This window comes from Streptomyces sp. MB09-02B, assembly GCF_033794485.1.
Lineage (GTDB): Bacteria > Actinomycetota > Actinomycetes > Streptomycetales > Streptomycetaceae > Streptomyces.
In genome coordinates this window covers 1-22,585 of record NZ_JARGEE010000035.1, presented here as the reverse complement: position 1 = coordinate 22,585, position 22,585 = coordinate 1, and the positions used below count along the sequence as shown (strand labels likewise).

Annotated in this window: 17 protein-coding genes; 7 read left to right on the top strand and 10 right to left on the bottom strand. The window is 71.0% G+C overall.

From position 1 onward, the window contains the following. Positions 1 to 107 precede the first annotated feature (107 nt). Together pepN (P1P70_RS08045) and P1P70_RS08040 are read left to right on the top strand one after the other, a co-directional pair. Positions 108 to 2,708: an aminopeptidase N gene (gene pepN / locus P1P70_RS08045; protein WP_319235773.1), complete on the top strand. Its 2,601-nt coding sequence runs from the start codon at positions 108 to 110 to the stop codon at positions 2,706 to 2,708. A 271-nt stretch (positions 2,709 to 2,979) separates the two neighbouring features. After that, positions 2,980 to 4,065 (top strand): hypothetical protein, encoded by a 1,086-nt coding sequence (locus tag P1P70_RS08040; RefSeq protein ID WP_319235771.1) that lies wholly within the window; start codon positions 2,980 to 2,982, stop codon positions 4,063 to 4,065. 83 nt (positions 4,066 to 4,148) lie between these two features. Here P1P70_RS08040 and P1P70_RS08035 read toward each other — a convergent pair whose 3' ends face one another. The 3 genes from P1P70_RS08035 to P1P70_RS08025 all read right to left on the bottom strand — a co-directional run bounded on the left by P1P70_RS08035 (position 4,149) and on the right by P1P70_RS08025 (position 8,005). Next, complete coding sequence (locus P1P70_RS08035; protein ID WP_319235769.1) at positions 4,149 to 5,294, bottom strand: serine hydrolase domain-containing protein; 1,146 nt, start codon at positions 5,292 to 5,294, stop codon at positions 4,149 to 4,151. A 110-nt stretch (positions 5,295 to 5,404) separates the two neighbouring features. Next, positions 5,405 to 7,186, bottom strand: a complete 1,782-nt coding sequence (locus tag P1P70_RS08030; protein WP_319235767.1) for a TIGR03767 family metallophosphoesterase — start codon at positions 7,184 to 7,186, stop codon at positions 5,405 to 5,407. Between the two features lie 354 nt (positions 7,187 to 7,540). Beyond that, entirely contained in the window at positions 7,541 to 8,005 is a 465-nt protein-coding gene (locus tag P1P70_RS08025; RefSeq protein ID WP_319235765.1) for an NUDIX hydrolase, read from the bottom strand. A gap of 230 nt (positions 8,006 to 8,235) precedes the next feature. Here P1P70_RS08025 and P1P70_RS08020 point away from each other — a divergent pair, with 230 nt between their 5' ends. Then, positions 8,236 to 11,544, top strand: a complete 3,309-nt coding sequence (locus P1P70_RS08020; protein WP_413471440.1) for a S8 family serine peptidase — start codon at positions 8,236 to 8,238, stop codon at positions 11,542 to 11,544. Positions 11,545 to 11,664: 120 nt separating this feature from the next. On the opposite strand, the gene P1P70_RS08015 is transcribed toward P1P70_RS08020, so the two are convergent. Both P1P70_RS08015 and P1P70_RS08010 read right to left on the bottom strand, forming a co-directional pair. Then, entirely contained in the window at positions 11,665 to 12,648 is a 984-nt protein-coding gene (locus P1P70_RS08015) for a hypothetical protein (RefSeq protein ID WP_319235762.1), read from the bottom strand. Between the two features lies 1 nt (position 12,649). After that, the gene (locus P1P70_RS08010; protein ID WP_413471439.1) at positions 12,650 to 13,180 is read right to left on the bottom strand and encodes an RNA polymerase sigma factor; all 531 of its coding nucleotides are present in this window, start codon (positions 13,178 to 13,180) and stop codon (positions 12,650 to 12,652) included. Between the two features lie 357 nt (positions 13,181 to 13,537). On the opposite strand from P1P70_RS08010, the gene P1P70_RS08005 reads away from it, so the two are divergent. Further along, positions 13,538 to 14,554, top strand: a complete 1,017-nt coding sequence (locus P1P70_RS08005; RefSeq protein WP_319235758.1) for an aspartate-semialdehyde dehydrogenase — start codon at positions 13,538 to 13,540, stop codon at positions 14,552 to 14,554. Between the two features lie 63 nt (positions 14,555 to 14,617). Here the strand turns inward: P1P70_RS08005 and P1P70_RS08000 are convergent, their stop codons facing one another. Beyond that, a complete protein-coding gene (locus P1P70_RS08000; protein ID WP_319235757.1) occupies positions 14,618 to 14,965 on the bottom strand; it encodes a type II toxin-antitoxin system PemK/MazF family toxin in 348 nt (115 codons plus the stop codon). Then, positions 14,952 to 15,182: a ribbon-helix-helix protein, CopG family gene (locus P1P70_RS07995; RefSeq protein ID WP_319235755.1), complete on the bottom strand. Its 231-nt coding sequence runs from the start codon at positions 15,180 to 15,182 to the stop codon at positions 14,952 to 14,954. Before P1P70_RS07995 ends, P1P70_RS08000 begins: the two co-directional genes overlap by 14 nt. A 98-nt stretch (positions 15,183 to 15,280) precedes the next feature. On the opposite strand from P1P70_RS07995, the gene pepN (P1P70_RS07990) reads away from it, so the two are divergent. Then, a complete protein-coding gene (gene pepN, locus P1P70_RS07990; RefSeq protein ID WP_319235753.1) occupies positions 15,281 to 17,860 on the top strand; it encodes an aminopeptidase N in 2,580 nt (859 codons plus the stop codon). A gap of 153 nt (positions 17,861 to 18,013) precedes the next feature. On the opposite strand, the gene P1P70_RS07985 is transcribed toward pepN (P1P70_RS07990), so the two are convergent. Beyond that, on the bottom strand, positions 18,014 to 19,051 hold the full coding sequence (locus P1P70_RS07985; RefSeq protein ID WP_319235752.1) for an EamA family transporter: 1,038 nt from the start codon (positions 19,049 to 19,051) through the stop codon (positions 18,014 to 18,016). A gap of 238 nt (positions 19,052 to 19,289) precedes the next feature. Here P1P70_RS07985 and P1P70_RS07980 point away from each other — a divergent pair, with 238 nt between their 5' ends. Beyond that, a complete protein-coding gene (locus P1P70_RS07980; protein WP_319235750.1) occupies positions 19,290 to 19,808 on the top strand; it encodes a MarR family winged helix-turn-helix transcriptional regulator in 519 nt (172 codons plus the stop codon). A gap of 10 nt (positions 19,809 to 19,818) precedes the next feature. On the opposite strand, the gene P1P70_RS07975 is transcribed toward P1P70_RS07980, so the two are convergent. After that, the gene (locus tag P1P70_RS07975; RefSeq protein ID WP_319235749.1) at positions 19,819 to 21,357 is read right to left on the bottom strand and encodes an FAD-dependent monooxygenase; all 1,539 of its coding nucleotides are present in this window, start codon (positions 21,355 to 21,357) and stop codon (positions 19,819 to 19,821) included. 110 nt (positions 21,358 to 21,467) lie between these two features. Here P1P70_RS07975 and P1P70_RS07970 point away from each other — a divergent pair, with 110 nt between their 5' ends. Further along, the gene (locus P1P70_RS07970) at positions 21,468 to 22,133 is read left to right on the top strand and encodes a TetR family transcriptional regulator (RefSeq protein ID WP_319235747.1); all 666 of its coding nucleotides are present in this window, start codon (positions 21,468 to 21,470) and stop codon (positions 22,131 to 22,133) included. Between the two features lie 140 nt (positions 22,134 to 22,273). Here P1P70_RS07970 and P1P70_RS07965 read toward each other — a convergent pair whose 3' ends face one another. After that, the gene (locus tag P1P70_RS07965) at positions 22,274 to 22,531 is read right to left on the bottom strand and encodes a hypothetical protein (protein ID WP_319235746.1); all 258 of its coding nucleotides are present in this window, start codon (positions 22,529 to 22,531) and stop codon (positions 22,274 to 22,276) included. Positions 22,532 to 22,585 lie beyond the last annotated feature (54 nt).

Genomic DNA, 22,585 nt, shown 5'->3' with positions numbered 1-22,585 from the left:
CACCGGGCGACAACCCGGCAACACCGGGGACCGCCCCGGCCATTCCCGCGGTACATGGCAGGATCGGGATGTCCGCATACTGAACACACCCCGAGGGAGTGCCGCCCGTGCCCGGTGAGAATCTGACCCGTGACGAGGCCCAGGAGCGGGCCGCGCTGTTGTCCGTCGACGGTTACGAGGTCTCGCTCGACCTGCGGTCCGCCGTCGGGAACGCCGGCGGGCCCGGCGGCGAACCGCGCACCTTCCGGTCGGTGACGACGATCCGCTTCCGGTGCGCCGACCCGGGAGCCACGAGCTTCGCCGACCTGGTCGCGCCGCGCGTGACGGCCCTCTCCCTCAATGGCAAGGACCTCGACCCGAGCGAGGTCTTCGACGGCTCCCGGATCACCCTCGACGACCTGGCCGCCGAGAACGAGCTGGTGGTGGACGCCCAGTGCGCCTACTCCCGCACCGGCGAGGGCATGCACCGCTTCGTCGACCCCGAGGACGGCGAGGTCTACCTCTACACGCAGTACGAACCGGCCGACGCCCGCCGGGTCTTCGCGAACTTCGAGCAGCCGGACCTCAAGGCCCCGTACCGCTTCGAGGTGCGCGCCCCCGAGGGCTGGGTCGTGTGGAGCAACGGGGTCGGTGAGCAGACGGACGGCGTGTGGCGGTTCGCCGAGACGAAGCCGATCTCGACGTACATCACGGCGGTCGTCGCGGGCCCGTACCACTACGTCACCGACACCTACGAGCGGACCTTCGAGGACGGCACACGGCTGGAGATCCCCCTCGGCGCGATGTGCCGCAAGGGTCTCGCTCCCTACTTCGACTCCGGCGACGTCTTCGAGGTCACCAAGCAGGGGCTGGACTTCTTCCACGACCACTTCGACTACCCGTACCCGTTCGGGAAGTACGACCAGGCGTTCGTACCCGAGTACAACCTGGGCGCGATGGAGAACCCCGGACTGGTCACCTTCCGCGAGGAGTTCATCTTCCGGGGCAAGGTCACCCGGGCGTCGTACGAGCGGCGGGCCAACGTCATCCTGCACGAGATGGCGCACATGTGGTTCGGCGACCTGGTGACCATGGTGTGGTGGGACGACCTGTGGCTCAAGGAGTCCTTCGCGGACTTCATGGGCTCCTTCTCGATGGTCGAGGCGACCCGCTTCACCAACGGCTGGGTCACCTTCGCCAACAACCGCAAGTCCTGGGCCTACCGCGCCGACCAGCTGCCCTCCACGCACCCGATCACGGCCGACATCCGTGACCTGGAGGACGCCAAGCTCAACTTCGACGGCATCACCTACGCCAAGGGCGCCTCCGTGCTGAAGCAGCTGGTGGCGTACGTGGGGCGCGAGGCGTTCCTGGAGGGCGCCCGGCGCTACTTCAAGCGGAACGCGTACGGCAACACGAAGCTGGGCGACCTGCTGTCGGTCCTGGAGGAGACCAGCGGGCGGGACATGACGTCCTGGTCGCGGGCCTGGCTGCAGACGGCGGGCGTCAACTCCCTCACCCCGCAGGTGCTGCTCGACCCCGAGGGCCGGATCGACGAGCTGGCGGTGGTGCAGGAGGCGGCCGAGTCGCACCCCGAGCTGCGGCCGCACCGGGTGGCGATCGGCCTGTACCGGCGTACGGACGCGAACGGGAAGGGCGGCTCCGGCGCGCTGGAGCGGTACGCGCGCGTCGAGGTGGACGTGGACGGGCCGCGTACGGTCGTGGCCGAGCTGGCGGGGGCCGAGGCCCCGGCGCTGGTGCTGGTCAACGACGACGACCTGACGTACTGCAAGATCCGGTTCGACGCGGCGTCGCTGGACACGCTGCGGGCCGGGCTCGGTGACATCGCCGACCCGCTGGCGCGGGCGCTGTGCTGGTCGGCGCTGTGGAACCTGACGCGGGACGCGCTGTTGCCGGCGCGGGACTTCGTCGACCTCGTGCTGCGGTTCGCCGGGCGGGAGTCCGACATCGGGGTGCTGCAGATGCTGCACGCGTGGGCGGGCTCTGCGCTCACGCACTACGCGGCGCCCGAGTGGCGGGAGACCGGGAGCCGGCTGCTCGCGCAGGGCGCGCTGCGGGAGCTGCGGGCGGCCGGGGCGGGCAGCCAGCACCAGCTGACGTGGGCCCGGTTCTTCGCGTCGGTGGCGTCGGACGAGACCGAACTGTCGGTACTGCAGGAGCTGTTGCACGGGACCGAGAAGATCGACGGGCTGGAGGTCGACCAGGAGCTGCGGTGGGCCTTCCTGGAACCGCTGGCGACGCACGGGGTCGCCGACGAGGGAGTCCTGGCCGCCGAGTTGGCGCGGGACGACACGGCCTCCGGGAAGCGGCATCAGGTGCGGTGCCTGGCGGCGCGGCCGTCCGCCGCGGTCAAGGCGCAGGCGTGGGCCACGGTGGTGGAGTCGGACAAGCTGTCCAACGCGTTGGTCGAGGCGACGATCACGGGGTTCGCGCGGCCGTCCCAGCGGGAGTTGGTGGCGCCGTACGCGGCGAAGTACTTCGAGGTGATCGAGCGGGTGTGGGCGGAGCGGTCCATCCAGATCGGGATGGACGTGGTGCGGGGGCTGTTCCCGTCGCTCCAGGACTCGCCGGGGACGCTGGAGGCGACGGACACGTGGCTCGCCTCGCACACGTCGGCGCCGCCGGCGTTGCGGAGGCTGGTGATCGAGGCGCGGGACGATCTGGCCCGGGCGTTGCGGGGGCAGGAGTGTGACGCGGCGGCGAGGTAACCGCCGTCGGGAGATTGGGTGTTGCACACCCGGCAACCGCCGCTGGGCGGGGCCGGGTGCGCTCACCGGCGCTTGCCGGGTGCCGCCTGCGCCCGCCCGGGTTGAGGGTTACGAAATTCGGGTAATCGGAGCCGTAACCTTTTTCGGTCGCCGTCCGGACCAGCGGATATCGGCAGTCGAACGCACGTACTTTAGTGCGGTCTTGTCCGGATTTGTCGACGGGCGTGTAACAGAGGTTCATGGGCGGGCCCGACGCGGGAACCTCCGGGTCATGACGCACAACACCCCGCTCTCCCCCCGCCCCCTCCGTCGCCACTCGGACGTCACGCGCCGGGTGCTGACGGCCGCGCAGCTGCGCGCGCAGGGTGTCACCGCCGCCGAGACGAACGAGCAGTGCCGGCCCGGTGGCTCCTGGCAGCAGATCCTGCCGGGTGTGTTCCTGCTGCACCCGGGCCCGCCCACCTCGGAGGAGCGCCTGCACGCGGTGCTCTCGTACGCGGCCCGATCCCCCTTCCGCGAGACCTCCACCGGGGCCACCGGGGCCACCGGCGTCGCCGGGGTCCCCGCGCAGCCGAACGCCGACGAGCCCCGTCCGGCGGCGACACCCCGCTACGCGGACGCGGTGATCACCGGGCTCGCCGCCCTGACGCTGCACGGCTTCGCGTCCGCTCCCCCGCTCCCGTCCCTCGACACGATCGACGTCCTGGTCCCCCGGCTGCGCCGGCTGCGGACCATGGGGTGCGCGCGGATCGTCCGCACCCCGGCCGTACCGACCCCGTCGTACGTGACCGGCCTGCCCGTCGCTCCCGTGCCGCGCGCCCTGGCGGACGCGGTCGGTGAACTCTCCGACGCGGCCACCGTGCGCAGGCTCCTGACGGAGGCGGTCCGGGCGGGGCACACCGAACCCGCCGCCGTGATCCGGGAGTTGACGGAGGCACGGCTCCTGAACCGTCCGCACGTGGCCGACGCCGTGGAGTCGCTGCTCGCGGAGGGGCGGGCCGTCGCGGAGGACCACCTGTACCGGATGGTCCGCGAACACGCCCTCCCCGACCCCGTCTGGAACGTGGACCTCCGCCTTCCCGGCGGTCCGCACCTCGGCGGCCTCGACGCGTACTGGCCGGAGCAGGCCGTCGCGGTCGAGCTCGACACCCGGGCCCCGCGCCAGGAGGACGACGCGCTGTGGTCCGAGTACGCCCGCAAGCGGGAGGTGCTGGAGCGGCTCGGCATCACCGTCGTGCACGTCACGCCACGGAAGCTGCGTGACTCGCTGGAGCAGCAGGCGGCCGTCGTCCGCACCGCGTTGATGGCGTCGTGCGACCGGGATCCGGCGGCGTACGTCGTGGTGCTTCCCCGGTAATCGGGAACTCGGACCACCAGGAGGGGAGGGGAAGGGCCGCCGCCCGTTCGGCGGCCCTTCCTCATGTCACCCCGGAGGCGGGACTACTTGCCGCAGAACTCCGCCTCCATGATCGACAAGCTGTCTCCCGTCCAGTCGCTGTTGAAATTGAAGGCGAGGGAGTGGCTGCCGTCGCTGGTGGTGACGGCCTCGGAGAGGGAGCCGTGAATGCCGCCGCTGTGGCCCCAGAGCTGGACGCCGCAGGAGAGCTTTCGCTCGACAAGGCCGAGGCCGTAGCCGGTCCGTTTGCCGTCGACCCGGACGGTGGTCTTCATCTCGGCGAGTTGCCGCTTCGGCAGGAGCTTGCCGCGCATGAGCGCCGAGTAGAAGCGGTTCAGATCGCCGGGGCTGGCGATCAGTTCGCCCGATGAGTTGGCCGCCGACGGGTTGTACTCCGTGACGTCGTACGTCTTGCCGGTCGTTGTCTCGGCAAGTTTCGAGTAGGCCCGGCTGTGGGGGCCGGGAACCGTGGGGTCGGTGCCGGGGATCTTCGTGCCGTGCAGGCCGAGCGGCTCGATGACGCGGTGGCGGATCTCGTCGCCGTACCAGTTGCCCGTGACCTTCTCGATCACCATCCCGGCCAGAACGAAGTTGGTGTTTGAGTAATTCCAGGAAGTACCGGGCGCGAAGTCCGGCTTGTGCTTCGTGGCGATCCCGACCAGTTGCTCCGGTGTCATCGTGCGGTGGCGGTTCTTGAAGAAGCCCTCCGCGAGGAAGAACGCGCGCTGGAAGTCGTCGTCGTCGGTGTAGTTGTAGATGCCGCTGGTGTGGTTGAGGAGCTGGCGGAGTGTGATCCTCCGGCCGTCGTTCCCCTTGCCGCGCACCAGGCCCGGCAGCCACTTGTCCACCTTGTCGTCGAGCGACAGGCGTCCCTCCGCCTCCAGTTGAAGCACCACCGTCGACACGAAAGTCTTGGTGATGCTGGCCGCGCGGAAGCGGTCGTGGGCGCTGCGTGCCTCGCCCGTCCTCAGGTCGCCGACGCCCGAGGTGGCCTTCCAGACGCCCTCCTTGGTCATGGCCTGGAGAGCCACGCCCACGACGCCATCCTTCACATTGGCGTCCATGGCTTCCTGGGTCGCGCCGTGGTCGTCTCTCGCGGGCGCCGCCATGGCCGCCGGTGCGGCCACCGCCACCGCCACGGCCACGGCGATGCCCGCCACCAGACCCCTGCGTGCTGTGCGTGCTGACATGTGCCCCCCTTCGCACCGACATTCTCGGCGGCTCCGAGAACGTTCGGTCGCGAGGGGGGACACCGGGACGGGCGGTCAGGTTGAGCAGGTGCGCGCCAGTTGAGCGGTATTCAGCCCTTTCGGAGTACCAGCTCCGTGTTGCGGTCGGCGGCCTTGCCCGTGAGGGTGTCACGGCGGCCGGGGGCGTTGTAGGACAGCTCGCGGTAGAGGGCGGCGAGGCCGGTCTGCGAGAGGTCGGTGAAGTCGGTGGCGTGCGGGGCGGCCGATTCGATCAGGGTGGTGAAGACGGAGAGCGTGCCGTCCTTGTTGTCCACCAGCTCGATGACGCGGGCGAGTTGGGGGAAGTCGATGTGGGAGGCCGTGGAGATCTCCCAGAAGGACCCGCCACCCGATGCCGGGTGCGGGGTGATGCGGTTGCGGTGGCTGTGGCCGTTCACCCAGGCCAGAACGTTGCGGTGGCGGCCGAGCAGCGCCAGCACCTCGTCGCCGCCGTGGCGGGCCTCGGTGGGGCGGGCGGGGTCCTTGCGCAGGTTCCGCATCGACGTGCTGGTGTGGTGGCTGAAGACGACGGCGTACGAACCGTCCTTGGCGGCCTCCTTCAACGTACGCTCCAGCCACTTGAGTTGGGCTGTACCGAGCGAGCCCTCGTAGTGGCCGCCGGGGTCGGTGGAGTCGAGGCTGACGCCGATGACGTCGTCGGCGATGCGGAAGGCGTAGTACTGGGTGCGGGCGTCGAGGTTGGCCTGGGAGTAGCCGTGACCGACGGGGCCGGGGCCGGTGTGGGCCGGGTCCAGGTGGGCCCTGAGGTACTCCTGCGGGGTGAAGGGGGCGCGGTTCTCGTCGGGGGTGACCGAACGCATTCTCTTCGCCTCGGACTTGAGTACGGCCTTCCAGTCGGCGCCCCGGGGGTCGCCGCCGCTCTTGACGTTGTCCCAGAGGGCCTTGCCGACCTGCTCGTCCAGCGTCATCAGCTTCTTCCCGCCGACCGCGAAGTCCGCGAAGAAGGAGTCGCCGGGGGCGTAGCAGCCGCCCGGGAGGGAGTCGTGGTTGCCGACCGTGGAGTACCAGGGGACGTTCAGTCCGGGGCTGTTGACCTCGCGGACCGCTGCGGCGAGGAAGCCGTTCAGACGGGGGAACCCGAGCTGCTTGTCGGCGTCGCGGAGGGCCGCGTCCGGCTGCCAGTACAGCTTGAGGCCGCTGTTCTGGACGCCCTCGTAGCGGCGCGGGTCACCGGAGTTGGGGGTGACCCGGCCGCCGCTCATCACCTTCAGGAACCAGTCCAGTTCCGTCCTGGAGTTGTTGTCGGTGTTGTCCCCGGTCGTCATCACGAAGTGGAGCGGGGAGCCGGTCACCGGGGCACCGCGCAGCGCGTTCACCCGCTCGACGAGCGAGACCGCGCCGGCCACGGACAGCGCCTCCTGCGGGCGCCAGGCGCTGGCGGTCTGGGCGCGCAGGTACTCGTAGCGCAGCGGGTGCTGGACGTCGACCACGTGCAGGTCCGTGAACTGCACGAAGGACGCCAGGGTCGTACGGCGCTTCTCACGGCCGGACTTGGGGGCGGCGAGGTCGCCGCGTACGACCCGCGCCCAGGCCGGTCCCGAGCCGAGACGGCGGTATCCGGAGGAGGTGCGGGGCGCCGCTACCGAGGCGAGGGTGGTGCCCCTGGTGTACGGCGCGAGGGGTGCGGCCGGAGCCTCTCTGTTGGAGAGGTTGGCCAAGGGGACCTCGGTGGCCGCGGCGCGGTCTGCGGCGGCGGAGGCGGCGTGGGCGTCGGTCTCCGGCCGCAGGGCGAAGCCGACGCCCGCGGCGAGGCCGACCGCGCCGGTGGCGGCGAGGAAGGCCCGGCGGTCAGGGTTGGTGGCGGCGGCAGCGACTGAGCGTATGCGCGACATGGCGCGGTCTCCCCGAGTGCGAACGCGTCGGAAGTGGTCGCGGGGGCCTCCGGCCTGGGTGCGGCCGACGGTGATTCCCGCTCGTACTTGATGCTTGGCAGCTGGGGTGGCCTGGACGTTAACGACGTCGCAACGGGTGGCGCCGATCACCGTACGTGGATCTTCGGGGACGGTGCGCGTCCACTGGGGGTTTCCGAATGTGAGGGGGAGGGACGGGAGGGGGTCACTCACTGTTCATCTGGTGGGGTACGGCACGTATGCGCTGTGGGGCTTCGGTGATGGCCGGTCCGCGCGTGCGTCGTGGCTTGTCGCGCCCCGCGGCGGTAGCCGCATATTCACCACTGCCCCGCGCCCCTAGGGAGTCACCGGTGGTTCCAGGTGGCCGTTCTCCGGGCGTTCCCGCCACAGGCGCAGGCCCAGGTCCACGAGGCCCACCCTTTCGAGGCCCGGGATCTCGTCCAGGGGGTGCCAGGCGGCCATGTCCGTGGAGCCGTTCGTCTCGTGGCGGAGGTCGCCGCCGGTGACGCGCGCCTCGTAGACGATGCGGAGTGCCTGGTGGTCGGCGCGGGCGCCGAGGCGGCGGGGGTAGGTGCGCCGGCCGGTGTCGATGCCGAGAAGGACGGTGGGCTCGACGGTGTAGCCGGTCTCCTCGGCGGCCTCGCGGACGACCGTGGCGTACGGGTCCTCGCCGTGGTCCATGCCGCCGCCGGGCAGGGTCCACTTCTTCTCGCCGCCGTCCCGGGAGACCCAGCGGGCCAGCAGCAGGTGTCCGTCGCGTACACAGACGGCATAGGCCGCCACCCTCAACTCCTCACGCATGCACAGACGTTAGCCAAAATGTCCGCTCATGCGCGGTCATCACCCCCATGACCGGTGGCGGGTTTACGCCATGACACAATCCCGCCTCGGTCAACACTCCCCAAACATATGTCCCTTCGGTAAGGCTGAGCGATCATCCGGCACCGCATAACGGACCGGACCGATCCGAACCCGCCGCTCGGATCATCAATGTTCGTTCTCACCTGAATTCCTTACCTACAGGGATGCTGATGACCCTCACCCCCCACCCCGGCTCTGGCCCGGGTGCGAGACGCGTGGCCCGCATAGCCGTGGCCGCGGGACTGGTCGCCGCGCTCTCCGCGGCCGGGCCGATACCCCTGGCCTTCTCGGCGGACGACCCGTCCGCCACCGTCCCGTCGGACGGTGGCGTCAAGTCCGCGCACGACAAGCTCGGTTCGACCGACGCCGATCTGCTCGCCGAGGCCAAGGCCGACGGCGACAAGAACGTCACGATGATGATCGCCACCACGCCCGGCAAGACCGAGCAGGTCTCCGAGCAGCTGGACGCGGTCAAGGGCGGCTCCGTGGGCCGTACCCACGACAAGCTCGGATACGTCCGCGCCACGGTCCCGACCAAGAGCGCCGACTCGGCCATCGCGGCCGCCGCGAAGCTCTCCTCCGTCCAGGGCATCGACCTGCGCCAGGAGATCATCCTCGACGACCCCTCGCCGGTCTCGGACAAGGATGCGAAGTCGCAGGCCACGGCGGCCAAGACGTACCCGGGTCCGAGCAAGAAGACCCCCGCCGAGAACCCGTACAACCCGTCCTTCGAGACGGGCGCCGTCGACTTCGTGAAGCAGAACCCGAAGGCGGACGGCCGGGGCATCACCATCGGCGTCCTGGACTCCGGTGTCGACCTCGCGCACCCCGCGCTGCAGAAGACCTCCACCGGCGAGCGCAAGATCGTCGACTGGGTGACGTCCACCGACCCGATCATCGACGGCGACGGCAGCTGGCGTCCGATGACGAACGCGGTCTCCGGCCCGACGTTCACCTTCGGCGGCCGGACCTGGAACGCGCCCGCGGGCTCGTACTCCGTCAACACCTTCCGTGAGTCGATCACGGCGGCCGGTGACGCGGCGGGCGACGTGAACCGCGACGGCGACACCACCGACGCGTGGGGCGTGCTCTACGACGCGGCGGCCGGCACGGTCACCGTCGACGTCAACCAGAACTTCGACTTCACCGACGACAAGCCGATGAAGCCGTACAAGGACGGGTACCAGATCGGCTACTTCGGCACCGACGACCCGGCGACCGAGGTCGCCGAGCGCCAGCCGTTCGTCGTCGAGTACCGCAAGGACGTCCCGATGGACCCCTTCGGGGGCGACTGGGTCGGCAAGAAGGCCGACTTCGTCAACATCGGTCTCATCTCCAGCGAGCACGGCACCCACGTCGCCGGCATCACCGCCGCGAAGGGCCTGTTCGGCGGCAAGATGAACGGCGCCGCCCCCGGCGCGAAGATCGTCTCGTCCCGCGCCTGCGAGTTCGGCCCCGGCTGCACCAACGTGGCGCTCACCGAGGGCATGATCGACCTCGTCGCCAACCGCGGCGTGGACATCGTCAACATGTCCATCGGCGGCCTCCCGGCGCTGAACGACGGCAACAACGCGCGCGCCGAGCTCTACACGCGCCTCATCGACACCTACGGCGTCCAGCTGGTCATCTCGGCCGGCAACTCGGGCCCCGGTGCCAACACGATCGGCGACCCCGGCCTGGCCGACAAGGTCATCTCGGTCGGCGCGGGCATCTCCAAGGAGACGTGGGCCTCCAACTACGGCTCGCAGGTCGCCAAGGACTACCAGCTGTTCAACTTCTCCTCGCGCGGCCCGCGTGAGGACGGCGGCTTCACGCCGACCCTGGTGGCGCCCGGTGCCGCGGTGAACACCGCGCAGACCTGGCTGCCGGGCGTCATCGCCCCCGAGGCGGGCTACACGCTCCCGGCCGGCTACCAGATGCTCAACGGCACCTCGATGTCCTCCCCGCAGGCGGCCGGCTCCTCCGCGCTGCTGCTCAGCGCCGCGAAGCAGAAGGGCATCGACCTGACGCCCGCGAAGCTGCGCACCGCGCTGACCTCGACCGCCGACCACATCAGCGGTGTCCAGGCGTACGCCGAGGGCGCGGGCATGATGAACATCGTCGACGCGTGGAAGTCGATCAAGGCGGGCGCCTCCGCGCACGAGTACAGCGTCAAGGCCCCGGTCGACACCGCGATCGACTTCGCGCTGAAGACGCCGGGCTTCGGCACCGGCATCTACGACCGTGAGGGCGGCCTGAAGGTCGGGCAGAAGAAGACGTACGAGGTGACCATCACCCGTACGTCCGGCGCCGACAAGGCGATCCGCCACGAGCTGCACCTGGAGAACAACCGGGACGACACGTTCCGGATCGTCGGCGACGACGTGGTCTCCCTGCCGCTGAACAAGCCGGTCACCGTGAAGATCGCCGCCAAGCCGGAGAACTCCGGCATCAGCAGCGCGATCCTGGAGGTCGACGACCCGAAGACGGTCGGCATCGACCGCCAGGTCCTCAGCACGGTGGTCGTCTCCGCGCCGCTGAAGTACACCCACTCGGCGTCGGGCGTCGTCCAGCGCAACGCCTTCAAGTCGTACTTCATCACCGTCCCCGAGGGTGCCAAGAGCCTCGAGGTCGCGATCAGCGGGCTGAAGGACAAGAGCCAGACCCGGTTCATCGCCAACCACCCGTACGGCGTCGCGGTCGAGAGCACCAGCTCCCTGACCTGCTACAGCAACTTCCAGGACGGCGGGGGCTGCAAGCCGGACGTGCGCTCGTACGCCAACCCGCAGCCCGGTGTCTGGGAGATCGAGGTCGAGTCGCGCCGGACCTCTCCGATGCTCGACAACACCTTCAAGCTGAACTTCGCGGTCTACGGCGCGAGCTTCGACCCGGAGGTCGTCACCGTCCCCGAGGCCAAGGTCGGCACCCCGACCGCCGCCTCCTGGAAGGTGACCAACGGCCTCGCCCCCGTCGACGGCAAGCTGACGGGCGGCCCGCTGGGCTCGGCGAAGTCCGGCCGGCCGACCATCGCGACCGGTGAGACCCAGACCTCCACGGTCGAGGTGCCCGCGGGCGCCGAGTCCCTGGACGTCGCCATCGGCAGCACCGCTGACACGGGCGCGGATCTCGACCTGTACGTCTACGACGCCGCGGGCACCCAGATCGCCAGCTCCGCGGACGGCGACTCCGAGGAGGCCGTCTCCATCCCGAAGCCGGCCGCCGGTACGTACACCATCGAGGTCGCCGGCTACGCGGTGCCCTCCGGGTCGACCGCCTACGACTACCGCGACGTCTTCTTCTCCTCCGCCCTCGGCGAGGTGAAGGTCGCGGACACCGCCGTCAAGCTCGGCACGGGCGCGTCGACCACCGTCTCCGGTGACGTCGTCGCGGCCGCCGAGGCCCCGGCCGGCCGGGAGTTCTTCGGCCAGGTGCAGCTGGTGAACGCGCGCGGCACCGCCGCGGGCACCGGCAGCGTGCGGATCGAGAAGGTCACGCCGTAGTGCGCCGGTAGTGCGTGAGCGGTACTGAGGCAAGGGAGGGGCGGGTGTCCGGATGGACACCCGCCCCTTCGCCTTGTCGCTTCGGTTTCCTTCGGCTCAGCGATCGGCCGGCTCAGCGGCTCAGTCGCACGTGATCTCCTTCGACTCCCGCAGCGCCGCCTCCATCCAGGCCCGTTCCCGGGCGATCTCCGCCTCCTCCGTGGTCCAGATGTCCGGCTGCGCGCTGTCCAGGGGGAAGCCGAGGAGGACGTGGTCGCCCTTCGCCAGTCGGGGGGCGACGTCGTGGCCCATGGGGAAGACGATCCGGTCCTCCCCCTTGCCGGGTTTGATCCAGCGGTCCACCTCCACCGTGATCCGGTCCTGCTCGACCCCCGGCACGGCCTCGACCTCGGTGACGGTGCCCTCCACGATCGTGCGGGAGCAGGCGACGTACCCTTCCCGGCTGAGCGAGGCGGACCCCTCCCGGCTCCCGGCGTCCCCGTCCGCCTGTTCGGAGACACCCTCGCCGGACGACTTCGAGTTGTTCACCCCGCTGCCGGGCTGGAGGACCCCCCAGCCGATGACGAGGACGACGGAGGCGGCGGCCGAGGCGGCGAGGGTGCCGACAGTGATCCGCAGGGCGCGCCGGGCGCGGGACGGCCGCGACGGCAGGGGGGTCACCGACGCGGAGGGGGCCGACGCGGGCCCGGACACCGGCCCGGGGTCCGTCTCGGCCCCGGCCGTGTCCCCCGGCCGCGCGGCCCCGGCTCGCCCCGGCGCGGCCCCGGTCACGGCCTCCTCGCCCGGCGCCCCCAGCGCGTCGCCGATCAGCCCCAGCTGCTCCCGCAGCAGCGCGAGGTCGGCGACGGCCGCCTCGTGGGACGCCATGTACTCGGTGTCCCGGAGGGCGTCCTCGGGCAACGGTTCGTCGAGAAGGGCCGCCATCAGGGCGTCCATACCGGCGTAGGCGGGGCCGTGGTACGTGGGCTCGTCGTGCGCGGTGCCGCCGGGCGCGGTGCCGGCGTGGGCGGAGCTGTCGTATGCGGGGCTGTCGTATGCGGGGCCGTCGTGTGCGGGGAGCGCCTCGGGCTCGGTGTCGCGCCGGCTGTCGTCTCGGGCGGTCATGTCACACCACCTCGTCCTCGTGCAGGCGGGTGCGCAGGGCGCGGACCGCCGAGTGGAGCCTGCTCTTGACCGTGCCCTCGGGGATGCCGAGCTCGTCGGCGATCCCGCGTACGGGCAGGTCGGCGTAGAAGCGCAGGACGAGGACCTGGCGCAGGGCGTCGGGCAGCTCGTCCAGGCCTCGCGCCACGGCGAGCGAGAGCACGCTGGAGTCCTCCCCGGAGGGCAGCTCGTGCTGGCGCAGCGAGGCCAGCCGCTCGCCGAGGCGCTCCTGGCGGCGCTTGGCGCGGTGCCAGTCCATCGCCAGGTTGGAGGCGACCACCGCCGCCCACGCGGACACGTCCCGCGGCGCCTCCCGGCCGCTCGCGGCCCGCTCCAGCAGCCGCAGCCGTACCTGCTGTACCCCGTCCAGCAGGTCCGACTGCGGCACACCGCCGAGCGCGAGCACGGCCCGCACCCGCCGCTCCTGGGCCGCGTCCAGTGGGTCGTCCGGTTCCTGGACCCCCTCGACGTGGCGCGCCTTTCTGCGCAGCACAGCCACCCCTCCCCTCCCGCGTTTCCCCTACGACGCCGCCGCGGGCCGAAACGTTCGGCGGGTCCGGCACCACTTTCACGGTTCGGCGCAGAGGCGTACGTCACACCTTCGCGTGCCTCCGGCCGACGCGGGCAGGGTCGAGGCAGCACAGCTTGCGGCACGGAGCCGCCGTAGGGCGAATTTCTCCAGCTCAGCAGGGGTGCCGACCAAAGAAGCGGCTCCCGTGCCGGGGGCGGAGCCGTCCCGTCCCTTGAGCGTTCCGGTCAAAGGATTGGACAGGCGGACCCGGGCTGACCGCATGATGGAAAGGCCTCGGCCATGCCGCAGACACACACAAGCCACGTCAAAGGAGTCGCCGTGAGGGTCGGAATCGTCGGAGCCACCGGTCAGGTCGGCACGGTCATGCGCAAGATCCTCAAGGACCGCGACTTCCCGACGCGCGAGCTGCGCCTGTTCGCGTCCGCCCGCTCGGCCGGTTCGGTCATCGACGGCGTGACGGTCGAGGACGCGGCGACCGCCGACTACTCCGGCCTCGACATCGTCCTGTTCTCGGCGGGCGGCGCGACCTCGAAGGCGCTGGCCGAGAAGGTGGCGTCGCAGGGCGCGGTCGTGATCGACAACTCCTCCGCGTGGCGCCGGGACCCCGAGGTGCCCCTCGTGGTCTCCGAGGTGAACCCGCACGCGATCGCCGACCGCCCCAAGGGCATCATCGCCAACCCGAACTGCACGACGATGGCCGCGATGCCGGTCCTGCGTCCGCTGCACGAGGAGGCGGGCCTCGAAGCGCTGGTCGTCGCCACCTACCAGGCGGTCTCCGGTTCCGGTCTCGCGGGCGTCGCGGAGCTGCACGGCCAGGTCCAGAAGGTCGCGGCCGACGCGGAGAAGCTGACGCACGACGGCTCGGCGGTCGACTTCCCCGAGCCGGGCGTCTACAAGCGGCCCATCGCGTTCAACGTGATCCCGCTCGCCGGTTCGATCGTCGACGACGGTCTGCACGAGACGGACGAGGAACAGAAGCTCCGCCACGAGTCCCGCAAGATCCTGGAGATCCCCGGCCTGAAGGTCTCCGGCACCTGCGTGCGCGTCCCGGTCTTCTCCGGCCACTCCCTCCAGGTCAACGCCCGCTTCGCCCGCCCGATCAGCGTGGAGCGCGCGACGGAGCTGCTGGGCGGGGCCCCCGGCGTCGCCCTCTCCGACATCCCGACCCCCCTCCAGGCCGCCGGCCAGGACCCCTCCTTCGTCGGCCGCATCCGCGCCGACGAGACCGTGGAGAACGGCCTCGCCCTGTTCGTCTCCAACGACAACCTCCGCAAGGGCGCCGCGCTGAACGCGGTCCAGATCGCGGAGCTGGTGGCGGCGGAGCTGAACGAGTAGGCAGGCAGTACACGGAAGAAGGGCGCCCACCAGATGCCGGCGGGCGCCCCTTTTTTCGCTTGCTCAGAGGGCCAGTTGCTGCCGCAGAGCCCGGTCGATCTCCTTGAGCACGTGCGGCGGCACGACGCCGATCCGCTGGCCGAACCGCGAGAGGTCAAGCGCCCGAACCTGCTCGCACTGCGCCTTGGAGTCCGTCCGCAGGCCGCAATCCGTCGCGTGCAGGAGGACCTGGAACGGCCACACACGGGAGACGTTGGAGGTCACCGGTACCACGGCCAGGACGCCGCGCCCCGCTCGATCAGCCATGCGGTTGGCGGCGTTGTTGGTCACGAGAACCGCCGGGCGCTTCTTGTTCGTCTCGCTGCCGACGGCCGGCTCCAGGTCGACCAGGTAGATGTCACCGCGATTCATCAGAAAGGCCGTCCCCTGCCGTGCGGTCCCAAAGTTCCGCGTCCTCGCTCGCGTACCACTCGTCCCATGCCGCGAGGTACTCCTCCTCCAGAGCGGACTCGCGCAGCATCTGAATCGCGGCGTGTATCACGGCGGATCTTGAATCAGCGGCCTTTCGAGCGGCGTACTCATCGACGAAGGCTACGTCCTCCTGCGGCAGGCTCACACTGATCTTCATACTGAGGATGCTACCAGAAGGAGCTTGCAATGCTACCCACCCGCACACCCCCACCCCATGGAAGGATGGCGCAACCCACATACCGAGGAGATGACCGCGTGCCTGGCACAAACCTGACCCGCGACGAGGCTCAGCAGCGGGCGGCGCTGCTCAGCGTCGACTCGTACGAGATCGATCTCGACCTCTCCGGCGCGCAGGAGGGCGGTACCTACCGGTCCGTCACCACGGTGCGCTTCGACGTCGCGGAGAACGGTGCGACGTCCTTCATCGACCTGGTGGCCCCGACCGTCCACGAGGTGACCCTCAACGGCGACGCGCTGGACCCGGCGGAGGTCTTTTCGGACTCCCGGATCGCACTCCCCGGCCTGCTCCAGGGCCGCAACATCCTGCGGGTCGTGGCCGACTGCGCCTACACCAACACGGGCGAGGGTCTGCACCTGTTCGTCGACCCGGTCGACGAACAGGCCTACCTGTACACCCAGTTCGAGGTCCCGGACGCGCGCCGGGTCTTCGCGTCGTTCGAGCAGCCGGACCTGAAGGCGACCTTCCAGTTCACTGTGAAGGCCCCGACCGGCTGGACCGTGATCTCCAACTCGCCGACGCCGGAGCCCAAGGACGACGTCTGGGTGTTCGAGCCGACGCCCCGGATGTCGACGTACATCACGGCGCTCATCGTCGGCCCGTACCACTCGGTGCACAGCGTGTACGAGAAGGACGGGCAGAGCGTGCCGCTCGGCATCTACTGCCGCCCGTCGCTCGCCCAGTACCTGGACTCCGACGCGATCTTCGAGGTCACCCGGCAGGGCTTCGACTGGTTCCAGGAGAAGTTCGACTACGCCTACCCGTTCGAGAAGTACGACCAGCTGTTCGTACCGGAGTTCAACGCGGGCGCGATGGAGAACGCGGGCGCGGTGACCATCCGCGACCAGTACGTCTTCCGCTCGAAGGTGACGGACGCCGCGTACGAGGTCCGCGCCGAGACCATCCTCCACGAGCTGGCCCACATGTGGTTCGGCGACCTGGTGACGATGGAGTGGTGGAACGACCTGTGGCTGAACGAGTCGTTCGCCACCTACACGTCGATCGCCTGCCAGGCGGACGCCCCCGGCTCGCGCTGGCCGCACTCCTGGACCACGTTCGCCAACTCCATGAAGACCTGGGCGTACCGGCAGGACCAGCTCCCGTCGACGCACCCGATCATGGCGGAGATCAACGACCTGGACGACGTGCTCGTCAACTTCGACGGCATCACGTACGCGAAGGGCGCTTCCGTACTGAAGCAGCTCGTCGCGTACGTCGGCCAGGACGAGTTCTTCCGGGGCGTGCAGGCCTACTTCAAGGCGCACGCGTTCGGCAATACGCGCCTGTCCGATCTGCTGGGCGCCCTGGAGGAGACCTCCGGCCGCGATCTGAAGGCCTGGTCGAAGGCGTGGCTGGAGACGGCCGGCATCAACGTCCTGCGTCCCGAGATCGAGACGGACGAGCACGGCGTCATCACCTCCTTCGCGATCCGTCAGGAGGCCCCGGCGCTGCCCACGGGCGCCAAGGGCGAGCCGACGCTGCGCCCGCACCGCATCGCGGTCGGCCTGTACGAACTGGACGACGCGAGCGGCAAGCTGGTCCGGGACGACCGGATCGAGCTGGACGTCGACGGCGAACTGACCGCCGTACCGCAGCTGGTGGGCAGGCGCCGCCCGGCCGTGGCCCTCCTCAACGACGACGACCTGTCGTACGCCAAGGTCCGCCTGGACGAGCAGTCGCTGGCCTTCGTCACCGAGCACCTCGGGGACTTCGAGTCCTCCCTGCCGCGCGCGCTGTGCTGGGCCTCCGCCTGGGACATGACTCGCGACGCCGAGCTGGCGACCCGCGACTACCTGTCCCTGGTGCTCTCCGGCATCGGCAAGGAGTCCGACATCGGTGTCGTGCAGTCGCTGCACCGCCAGGTGAAGCTGGCGATCGAGCTGTACGCCGACCCGACGGCCCGCGAGGCGCTGCTGACCCGCTGGACGGACGCCACGCTGGCCTACCTGCGGACCGCTGCCCCGGCCTCCGACCACCAGCTCGCCTGGGCGCGCGCGTTCGCGGCGACCGCCCGCGAGCCGGAGCAGCTGGACCTGCTGGAGGCCCTGCTGGAGGGGACGCAGACGATCGAGGGCCTGGCCGTCGACACCGAGCTGCGCTGGTCCTTCGTGCAGCGGCTCGCGGCGGTGGGCCGCTACGACGAGGTGGAGATCGCCGGCGAGTACGAGCGCGACAGGACGGCCGCCGGTGAGCGTCACGCGGCGACCGCCCGTGCCTCCCGGCCGACGCCCGAGGCCAAGGCCGAGGCCTGGTCGCAGGTCGTCGAGTCGGACAAGCTCCCCAACGCGGTCCAGGAAGCGGTCATCGGCGGCTTCGTCCAGACCGACCAGCGTGACCTCCTCGCCCCGTACACCGACAAGTACTTCGAGGTCGTCAAGTCCATCTGGGACTCCCGCTCCCACGAGATCGCCCAGCAGGTCGCGGTCGGCCTCTACCCGACCGTCCAGGTCTCGGCCGACACCCTGCACAAGACGGACACCTGGCTCGCCACCGCCGAGCCCAACGCGGCCCTGCGCCGCCTGGTCGCGGAGGCCCGCTCGGGCGTCGAGCGCGCCCTGAGGGCACAGGCCGCGGACGCGGCGGCGCCCTCGGAGTGACGAGGGGCTCTGCCACGACGGCGGGGGCGCCCGGTGACTTCACCGGGCGCCCCCGCCGTCTTCGTCAGTGCCTTCGCAGGGGCCTTCGCCGGGGCCTTCGCCGGGGCCTTCGGACGTGCTGTCCCGACGGGTACGGCCGCCGCACGTCCGCTATCAGTGCCGGACCGGGTCCTGGGCCCTCAGGGCGCGTTCGACGAGCGGCGCTCCCGGAGTCGGGGATGGCACTGGAGCCGGGGACGCCGTCGGAGTCGGGGACGCCGTCGTAGCCGGGGACGCCGTCGTAGCCGGGGACGTCAGGCGGCCGGTGGGGCGGGGCCGGAGCTGGCCCAGGACGGTGGCGCCGAAGGCGATGGCCATGCCCAGGAGCTGGACGGGTGTGAGGGCCTGGCCGAGCGCCGCCCAGCCGACCACGGCCGCCGTCAGGGGGGAGAGAGGTCCGAGGAAGGTGACCTGGGTGGCGGAGAGCCGGCCGATGCCCCGGAACCAGAGCCAGTAGGAGACGGCGGTGTTGGCGAGGGCGAGGTAGAGGTAACCGCCGATCGCACGGCCGTCCAGGGCCGGGGGCGCGCCCTCGACGAGCAGGGCGAGCGGGGCGATCAGCAGGCCGCCCGCGGTCAGCTGCCAGCCGGTGAGGGCGAGGGGGCCTACGCCGGCCGGGCGGCCCCAGCGCTTGGTGAGGACCGTGCCGGTGGACATGGAGGCGGTGGAGGCGAGCGCGGCGACCAGGCCGACCGGGTCCAAAGCGCCCGCCGCCTTCAGGACGACCAGGCTGACGCCGAGGGCGGCCGCGATCCCGGTCAGCAGGGTGCGTACGGTCGGGCGTTCCCCCAGCAGCACGGTCGCCAGGCCCGCGACGAACAGCGGGCCGACCGAGCCGACGACCGCCGCCATTCCACCCGGCAGCCGGTACGCGGAGAGGAAGAGCAGCGGGAAGAAGGCGCCGATGTTGAGCGCGCCCAGCACGGCGGCCTTCCCCCACCAGATCCCGCGCGGCAGGGTGCGCGAGATCGCCAGGAGCAGCAGGCCCGCCGGGAGCGCCCGCACCAGGCCGGTGAACAGGGGGCGGTCGGCCGGCAGGAACTCCGTCGTCACGGCGTAGGTGGTGCCCCAGGAGATGGGGGCGAGCGCGGTGAGGGCGATGAGGGAGAAACGGCTCGCGGTGGGTGTGGCGTGCGCGGTGTGCGCGGTCATGGGACGCGTCCTTCGCGGCGGGAGGGGCCTGCTCGATGGCTTCGGGTGGAGTGATGCGCGCATCGGACGGAGTGATGCGCGCTGCTGGTCGGGATCGTTCATCGGGATCGTTCAGGGCATCACTCGACTGGCTCGGCTGAATCGACTACTTAGCTTGCTTGTCACTAGCTTAGCGCTAAGCAACTTTCCGTCAAGCCACTTTCTTGCGGCCGACCCATCGGCGTCCGATACTCACCTCATGAACCCGCGTTCCGAGCCCGACCAGCCGCTCCGCGACCCCGTCGACGCGATCGTCGACCAGTGGGCGGCCGCGCGGCCCGACCTCGATACCACCGCGATGGAGGTCTTCGGCCGCGTCTACCGGCTCTCGCGGACCCTCGGCGACCGGATGGAGAGGGAGTACGCGCGGTTCGGGATCTCGCGCGGCGAGTTCGACGTGCTCGCGACCCTGCGGCGGTCCGGCGAACCGTTCACGCTCTCGCCGCGCCAGCTCTCCGCCACGCTCATGCTCACCACCGGCGGCATGACCGGCCGCCTCGACAAGCTCGAACGCGCGGACCTCCTGCGCCGCTCCCCCGACCCGCACGACCGCCGCGCCCTCCAGGTCACCCTCACCGAGGAGGGCCTGCGCCTGATCGACGAAGCCGTCGGAGCGGGCCTCGCCGTCCAGGCCGAGGCCCTGGCCCACCTGAACGACGAACAGGCCGGCCAACTGGCCGACCTGTTGAGGCTGTTGGTGGTGGGGACGGGGTCGTGAGCGCCGCCCGTCACCCGCTGGGCAGCCGCTGGGCGGCCGTGCCCAGCCACTCCCCCAGCGCCGCCTCGACCGCCGCGCCGTCCGCGCCCTCCGCCGCCCAGGCCACGTAACCGTCGGGGCGGACCAGGACGGTGGTACGGCGGTCGCTCGTCCAGGCCGCCACGGCGAGGCGGTCCTCGCGGGCGTCGAGGACGGCGGGCCGGTCCGCGCCGCGCGGCCCGATGAGGACGAAGCGGCCGCCGCGCAGGGATGCGTAGAGGCGGCCGGTGGAGAGAGCGACGTCCGGTACGCGGGTGCCCACCAGTCGGTGGGCGCCACGCGGGGCAGGGTACCGGTAGCCGATGCCGGTGATCTGCCCGATCACGCGGGTGCGGGCCGGGGGCACGTGGGTGACGACGGTGGTCAGGGCGGTGCGGAGCGCCAGCATCCAGGGGGACTTGGCCATGGCGAGACGGACGATGCCTCCGCTGCTGCGGAGCACGGCCCTGCCGACGGGGTGACGTTCGGCCTCGTAGCTGTCGAGAAGGGCGGGGTCCGCGTGGCCGCCCAGGACGGCGGCGAGCTTCCAGCCGAGGTTCGCGGCGTCCTGGAGGCCGGTGTTCATGCCCTGGCCACCGGCCGGGGTATGGACATGGGCGGCGTCACCGGCGAGGAAGACCCGGCCGACATGGTACGCGGGGGCCTGGCGCTCGTCGCAGTGGAACCGGGACATCCAGCGGGCGTCCCGCATGCCGTAGTCGCGGCCGAGCGCGAGCCGGGTGATCTCCCTGACCTCGTCAAGGTCGAGCGGCTCGCCGTCGGGGACGTCGCGTTCCCGGTGCCAGCCGATGATCCGGTGGTATCCGTCGCCGAAGGGCGCGATGAAGGCGAACGCGTCGCCGACGGCGTTCGCGGTCAGCACCTCCTCCGGCTGCTCGTCGAGCCGTACGTCCGCGAGGACCACGGAACGGATGACGGACCTCCCCGGGAACGGCAGCCCGACCGCCTCGCGGACCGCGCTGCGGTGCCCGTCCGTCCCGACGACGTACGCGGCGGTCAGCCGGTCCGTGCCACCGTCCGCCGTCCGCACGTCGACGGCGACGGCGACGGCGTGCGCGCCCCCGGCACCGTGCCCGTTCCCGTCGGCACCCGGGCCCTCGGTCTGCTCGACCGCCGTCACCTCCGTCTCGTACCGGAACCGCACCCCGGCCTCCACCGCCCGCCGCTCCAGGACCTTCTCGACCTCGTACTGCGGGATCACCAGGAGGTGGTTGAAACGGGAGGGGAGCGTGTCGAGACGGACGGAGAGGTGCCCGAAGAGGGCGATGCGGTGCAGGGGCCGCCCCTTGGCCTCCAGCGCGTCGGCGACGCCCCGGGCGTCGAGCTGCTCCAGGGTGCGGGCGTGCGCGACGAAGGCCCTGGAGAGGTTGCTGATCCGGTGCTCGCGCTTCTCGACGAGGGTGACGGGGACGCCGGCGGCGGCGAGGTCACCGGCGAGCAGCAGTCCGGTGGGCCCGGCGCCCACCACGATGACGTCGCGCGGGGTGTTGTCGTCGTGCTTGCCGTTCATGGCGGCCTCCTGCCGACGCATGCTGGTCAACGGTTGTTGGCCAACGCTTGTTGACAACGTAAGGAACGCAGCTCTGGACTGTCAACAGGTGTTGGCCTACGTTTGTTGGCATGACGGATACGGAACCCGCGCCTCCCGCGCCTCCCGAACCAGCAGGACCTCCCGGACCTGCAGGACCTCCCGGACCAGGAGCTGCCGAACCTGCCGAACCTGCCGGGCGGGCGCCTCGCCGCTCCGACGCCACCCGGCACGCGATCCTCCAGGCGGCTCGGGAGCGGTTCGCGGCCGACGGGTACGACCGGGCCACCATCCGGGCGATCGCCAGGGACGCGCGGATCGATCCGTCGATGGTCATGCGGTACTACGGCTCGAAGGAGGGCCTGTACGCCGCGGCGCTCGACGTCGACCTGCGGCTGCCGGACCCGGGCGTGATCGACGCGCGGGATGTGGGCCGGGTGCTGGTGAGCCATTTCCTCGACCTCTGGGAGGAGAACGAGATGCTCACCGCGATGCTCCGGGTCGGCACCACGAACCAGGCGGGCGCCGAACGGATGCAGGGTGTCTTCCGGGACCAGCTGCTGCCGCTCGCCCGGCAGGTGTGCCCGCGTCCCGAGCAGGCGGCGACCCGCGCCGCGCTCTGTGCCTCACAGGTGCTGGGGCTGGCTCTGACGCGTTACGTCCTGCGGTTCCCGCCGACCGTGGCGCTGAGCCGCGAGGAGATCGTGGAGTGGATGGGGCCGACGGTGCAGCGGTATCTGACGGCGCACGGGGCGTAGACCGGGCGTGGACCCGGCGTGGACCCGGCGTGGACCCGGCGTGGACCTAGGGAGGCCCGCACGCGACGAGGGCACCCTCGGCGCACTGGTGTGCGGAGGGTGCCCTCGGCGAACGTGTTGAGGAAGGTGGGCGGAGGCGGTCAGGCCTTCGCCTTCGCCTTGGCCTTCGGCTGACGGTCCGTGGACCCGTCCAGGACCATGACGAGGCCGGTGATCACCGCGAACAGGGCGAGCGGCGCGACGACGAAGAGGCCGAGCGTGTCGATCACGCTGAGGCCCGGGCCCGGGTCGTCGCCGTCGTCGGGCGTCAGCGCGAGGGCGGGGGACGACATGAGCAGCATCATCAGCGTCGTACCGGCAGCCAGGGCGCCGGCGCGCAGGGCGTTCTTCTTGTCCACGCGCTAAAGGTAACGAACGCGGGTGGGCCACGCGCGGGCGGGGGCGCCTAAGGG

Excerpts from the sequence above, each read along its gene's own strand:
- P1P70_RS07975 (WP_319235749.1), bottom strand. The coding sequence starts at position 21,357 with ATGAACGGCAAGCACGACGACAACACCCCGCGCGACGTCATCGTGGTG.
- P1P70_RS07980 (WP_319235750.1), top strand. The coding sequence starts at position 19,290 with ATGAACCCGCGTTCCGAGCCCGACCAGCCGCTCCGCGACCCCGTCGAC.
- P1P70_RS08015 (WP_319235762.1), bottom strand. The coding sequence starts at position 12,648 with ATGACCGCCCGAGACGACAGCCGGCGCGACACCGAGCCCGAGGCGCTC.
- P1P70_RS08035 (WP_319235769.1), bottom strand. The coding sequence starts at position 5,294 with ATGTCAGCACGCACAGCACGCAGGGGTCTGGTGGCGGGCATCGCCGTG.
- P1P70_RS07995 (WP_319235755.1), bottom strand. The coding sequence starts at position 15,182 with ATGAAGATCAGTGTGAGCCTGCCGCAGGAGGACGTAGCCTTCGTCGAT.
- P1P70_RS07985 (WP_319235752.1), bottom strand. The coding sequence starts at position 19,051 with ATGACCGCGCACACCGCGCACGCCACACCCACCGCGAGCCGTTTCTCC.
- P1P70_RS07970 (WP_319235747.1), top strand. The coding sequence starts at position 21,468 with ATGACGGATACGGAACCCGCGCCTCCCGCGCCTCCCGAACCAGCAGGA.
- P1P70_RS08000 (WP_319235757.1), bottom strand. The coding sequence starts at position 14,965 with ATGAATCGCGGTGACATCTACCTGGTCGACCTGGAGCCGGCCGTCGGC.
- P1P70_RS08040 (WP_319235771.1), top strand. The coding sequence starts at position 2,980 with ATGACGCACAACACCCCGCTCTCCCCCCGCCCCCTCCGTCGCCACTCG.
- P1P70_RS08020 (WP_413471440.1), top strand. The coding sequence starts at position 8,236 with ATGACCCTCACCCCCCACCCCGGCTCTGGCCCGGGTGCGAGACGCGTG.
- P1P70_RS08030 (WP_319235767.1), bottom strand. The coding sequence starts at position 7,186 with ATGTCGCGCATACGCTCAGTCGCTGCCGCCGCCACCAACCCTGACCGC.
- P1P70_RS08025 (WP_319235765.1), bottom strand. The coding sequence starts at position 8,005 with ATGCGTGAGGAGTTGAGGGTGGCGGCCTATGCCGTCTGTGTACGCGAC.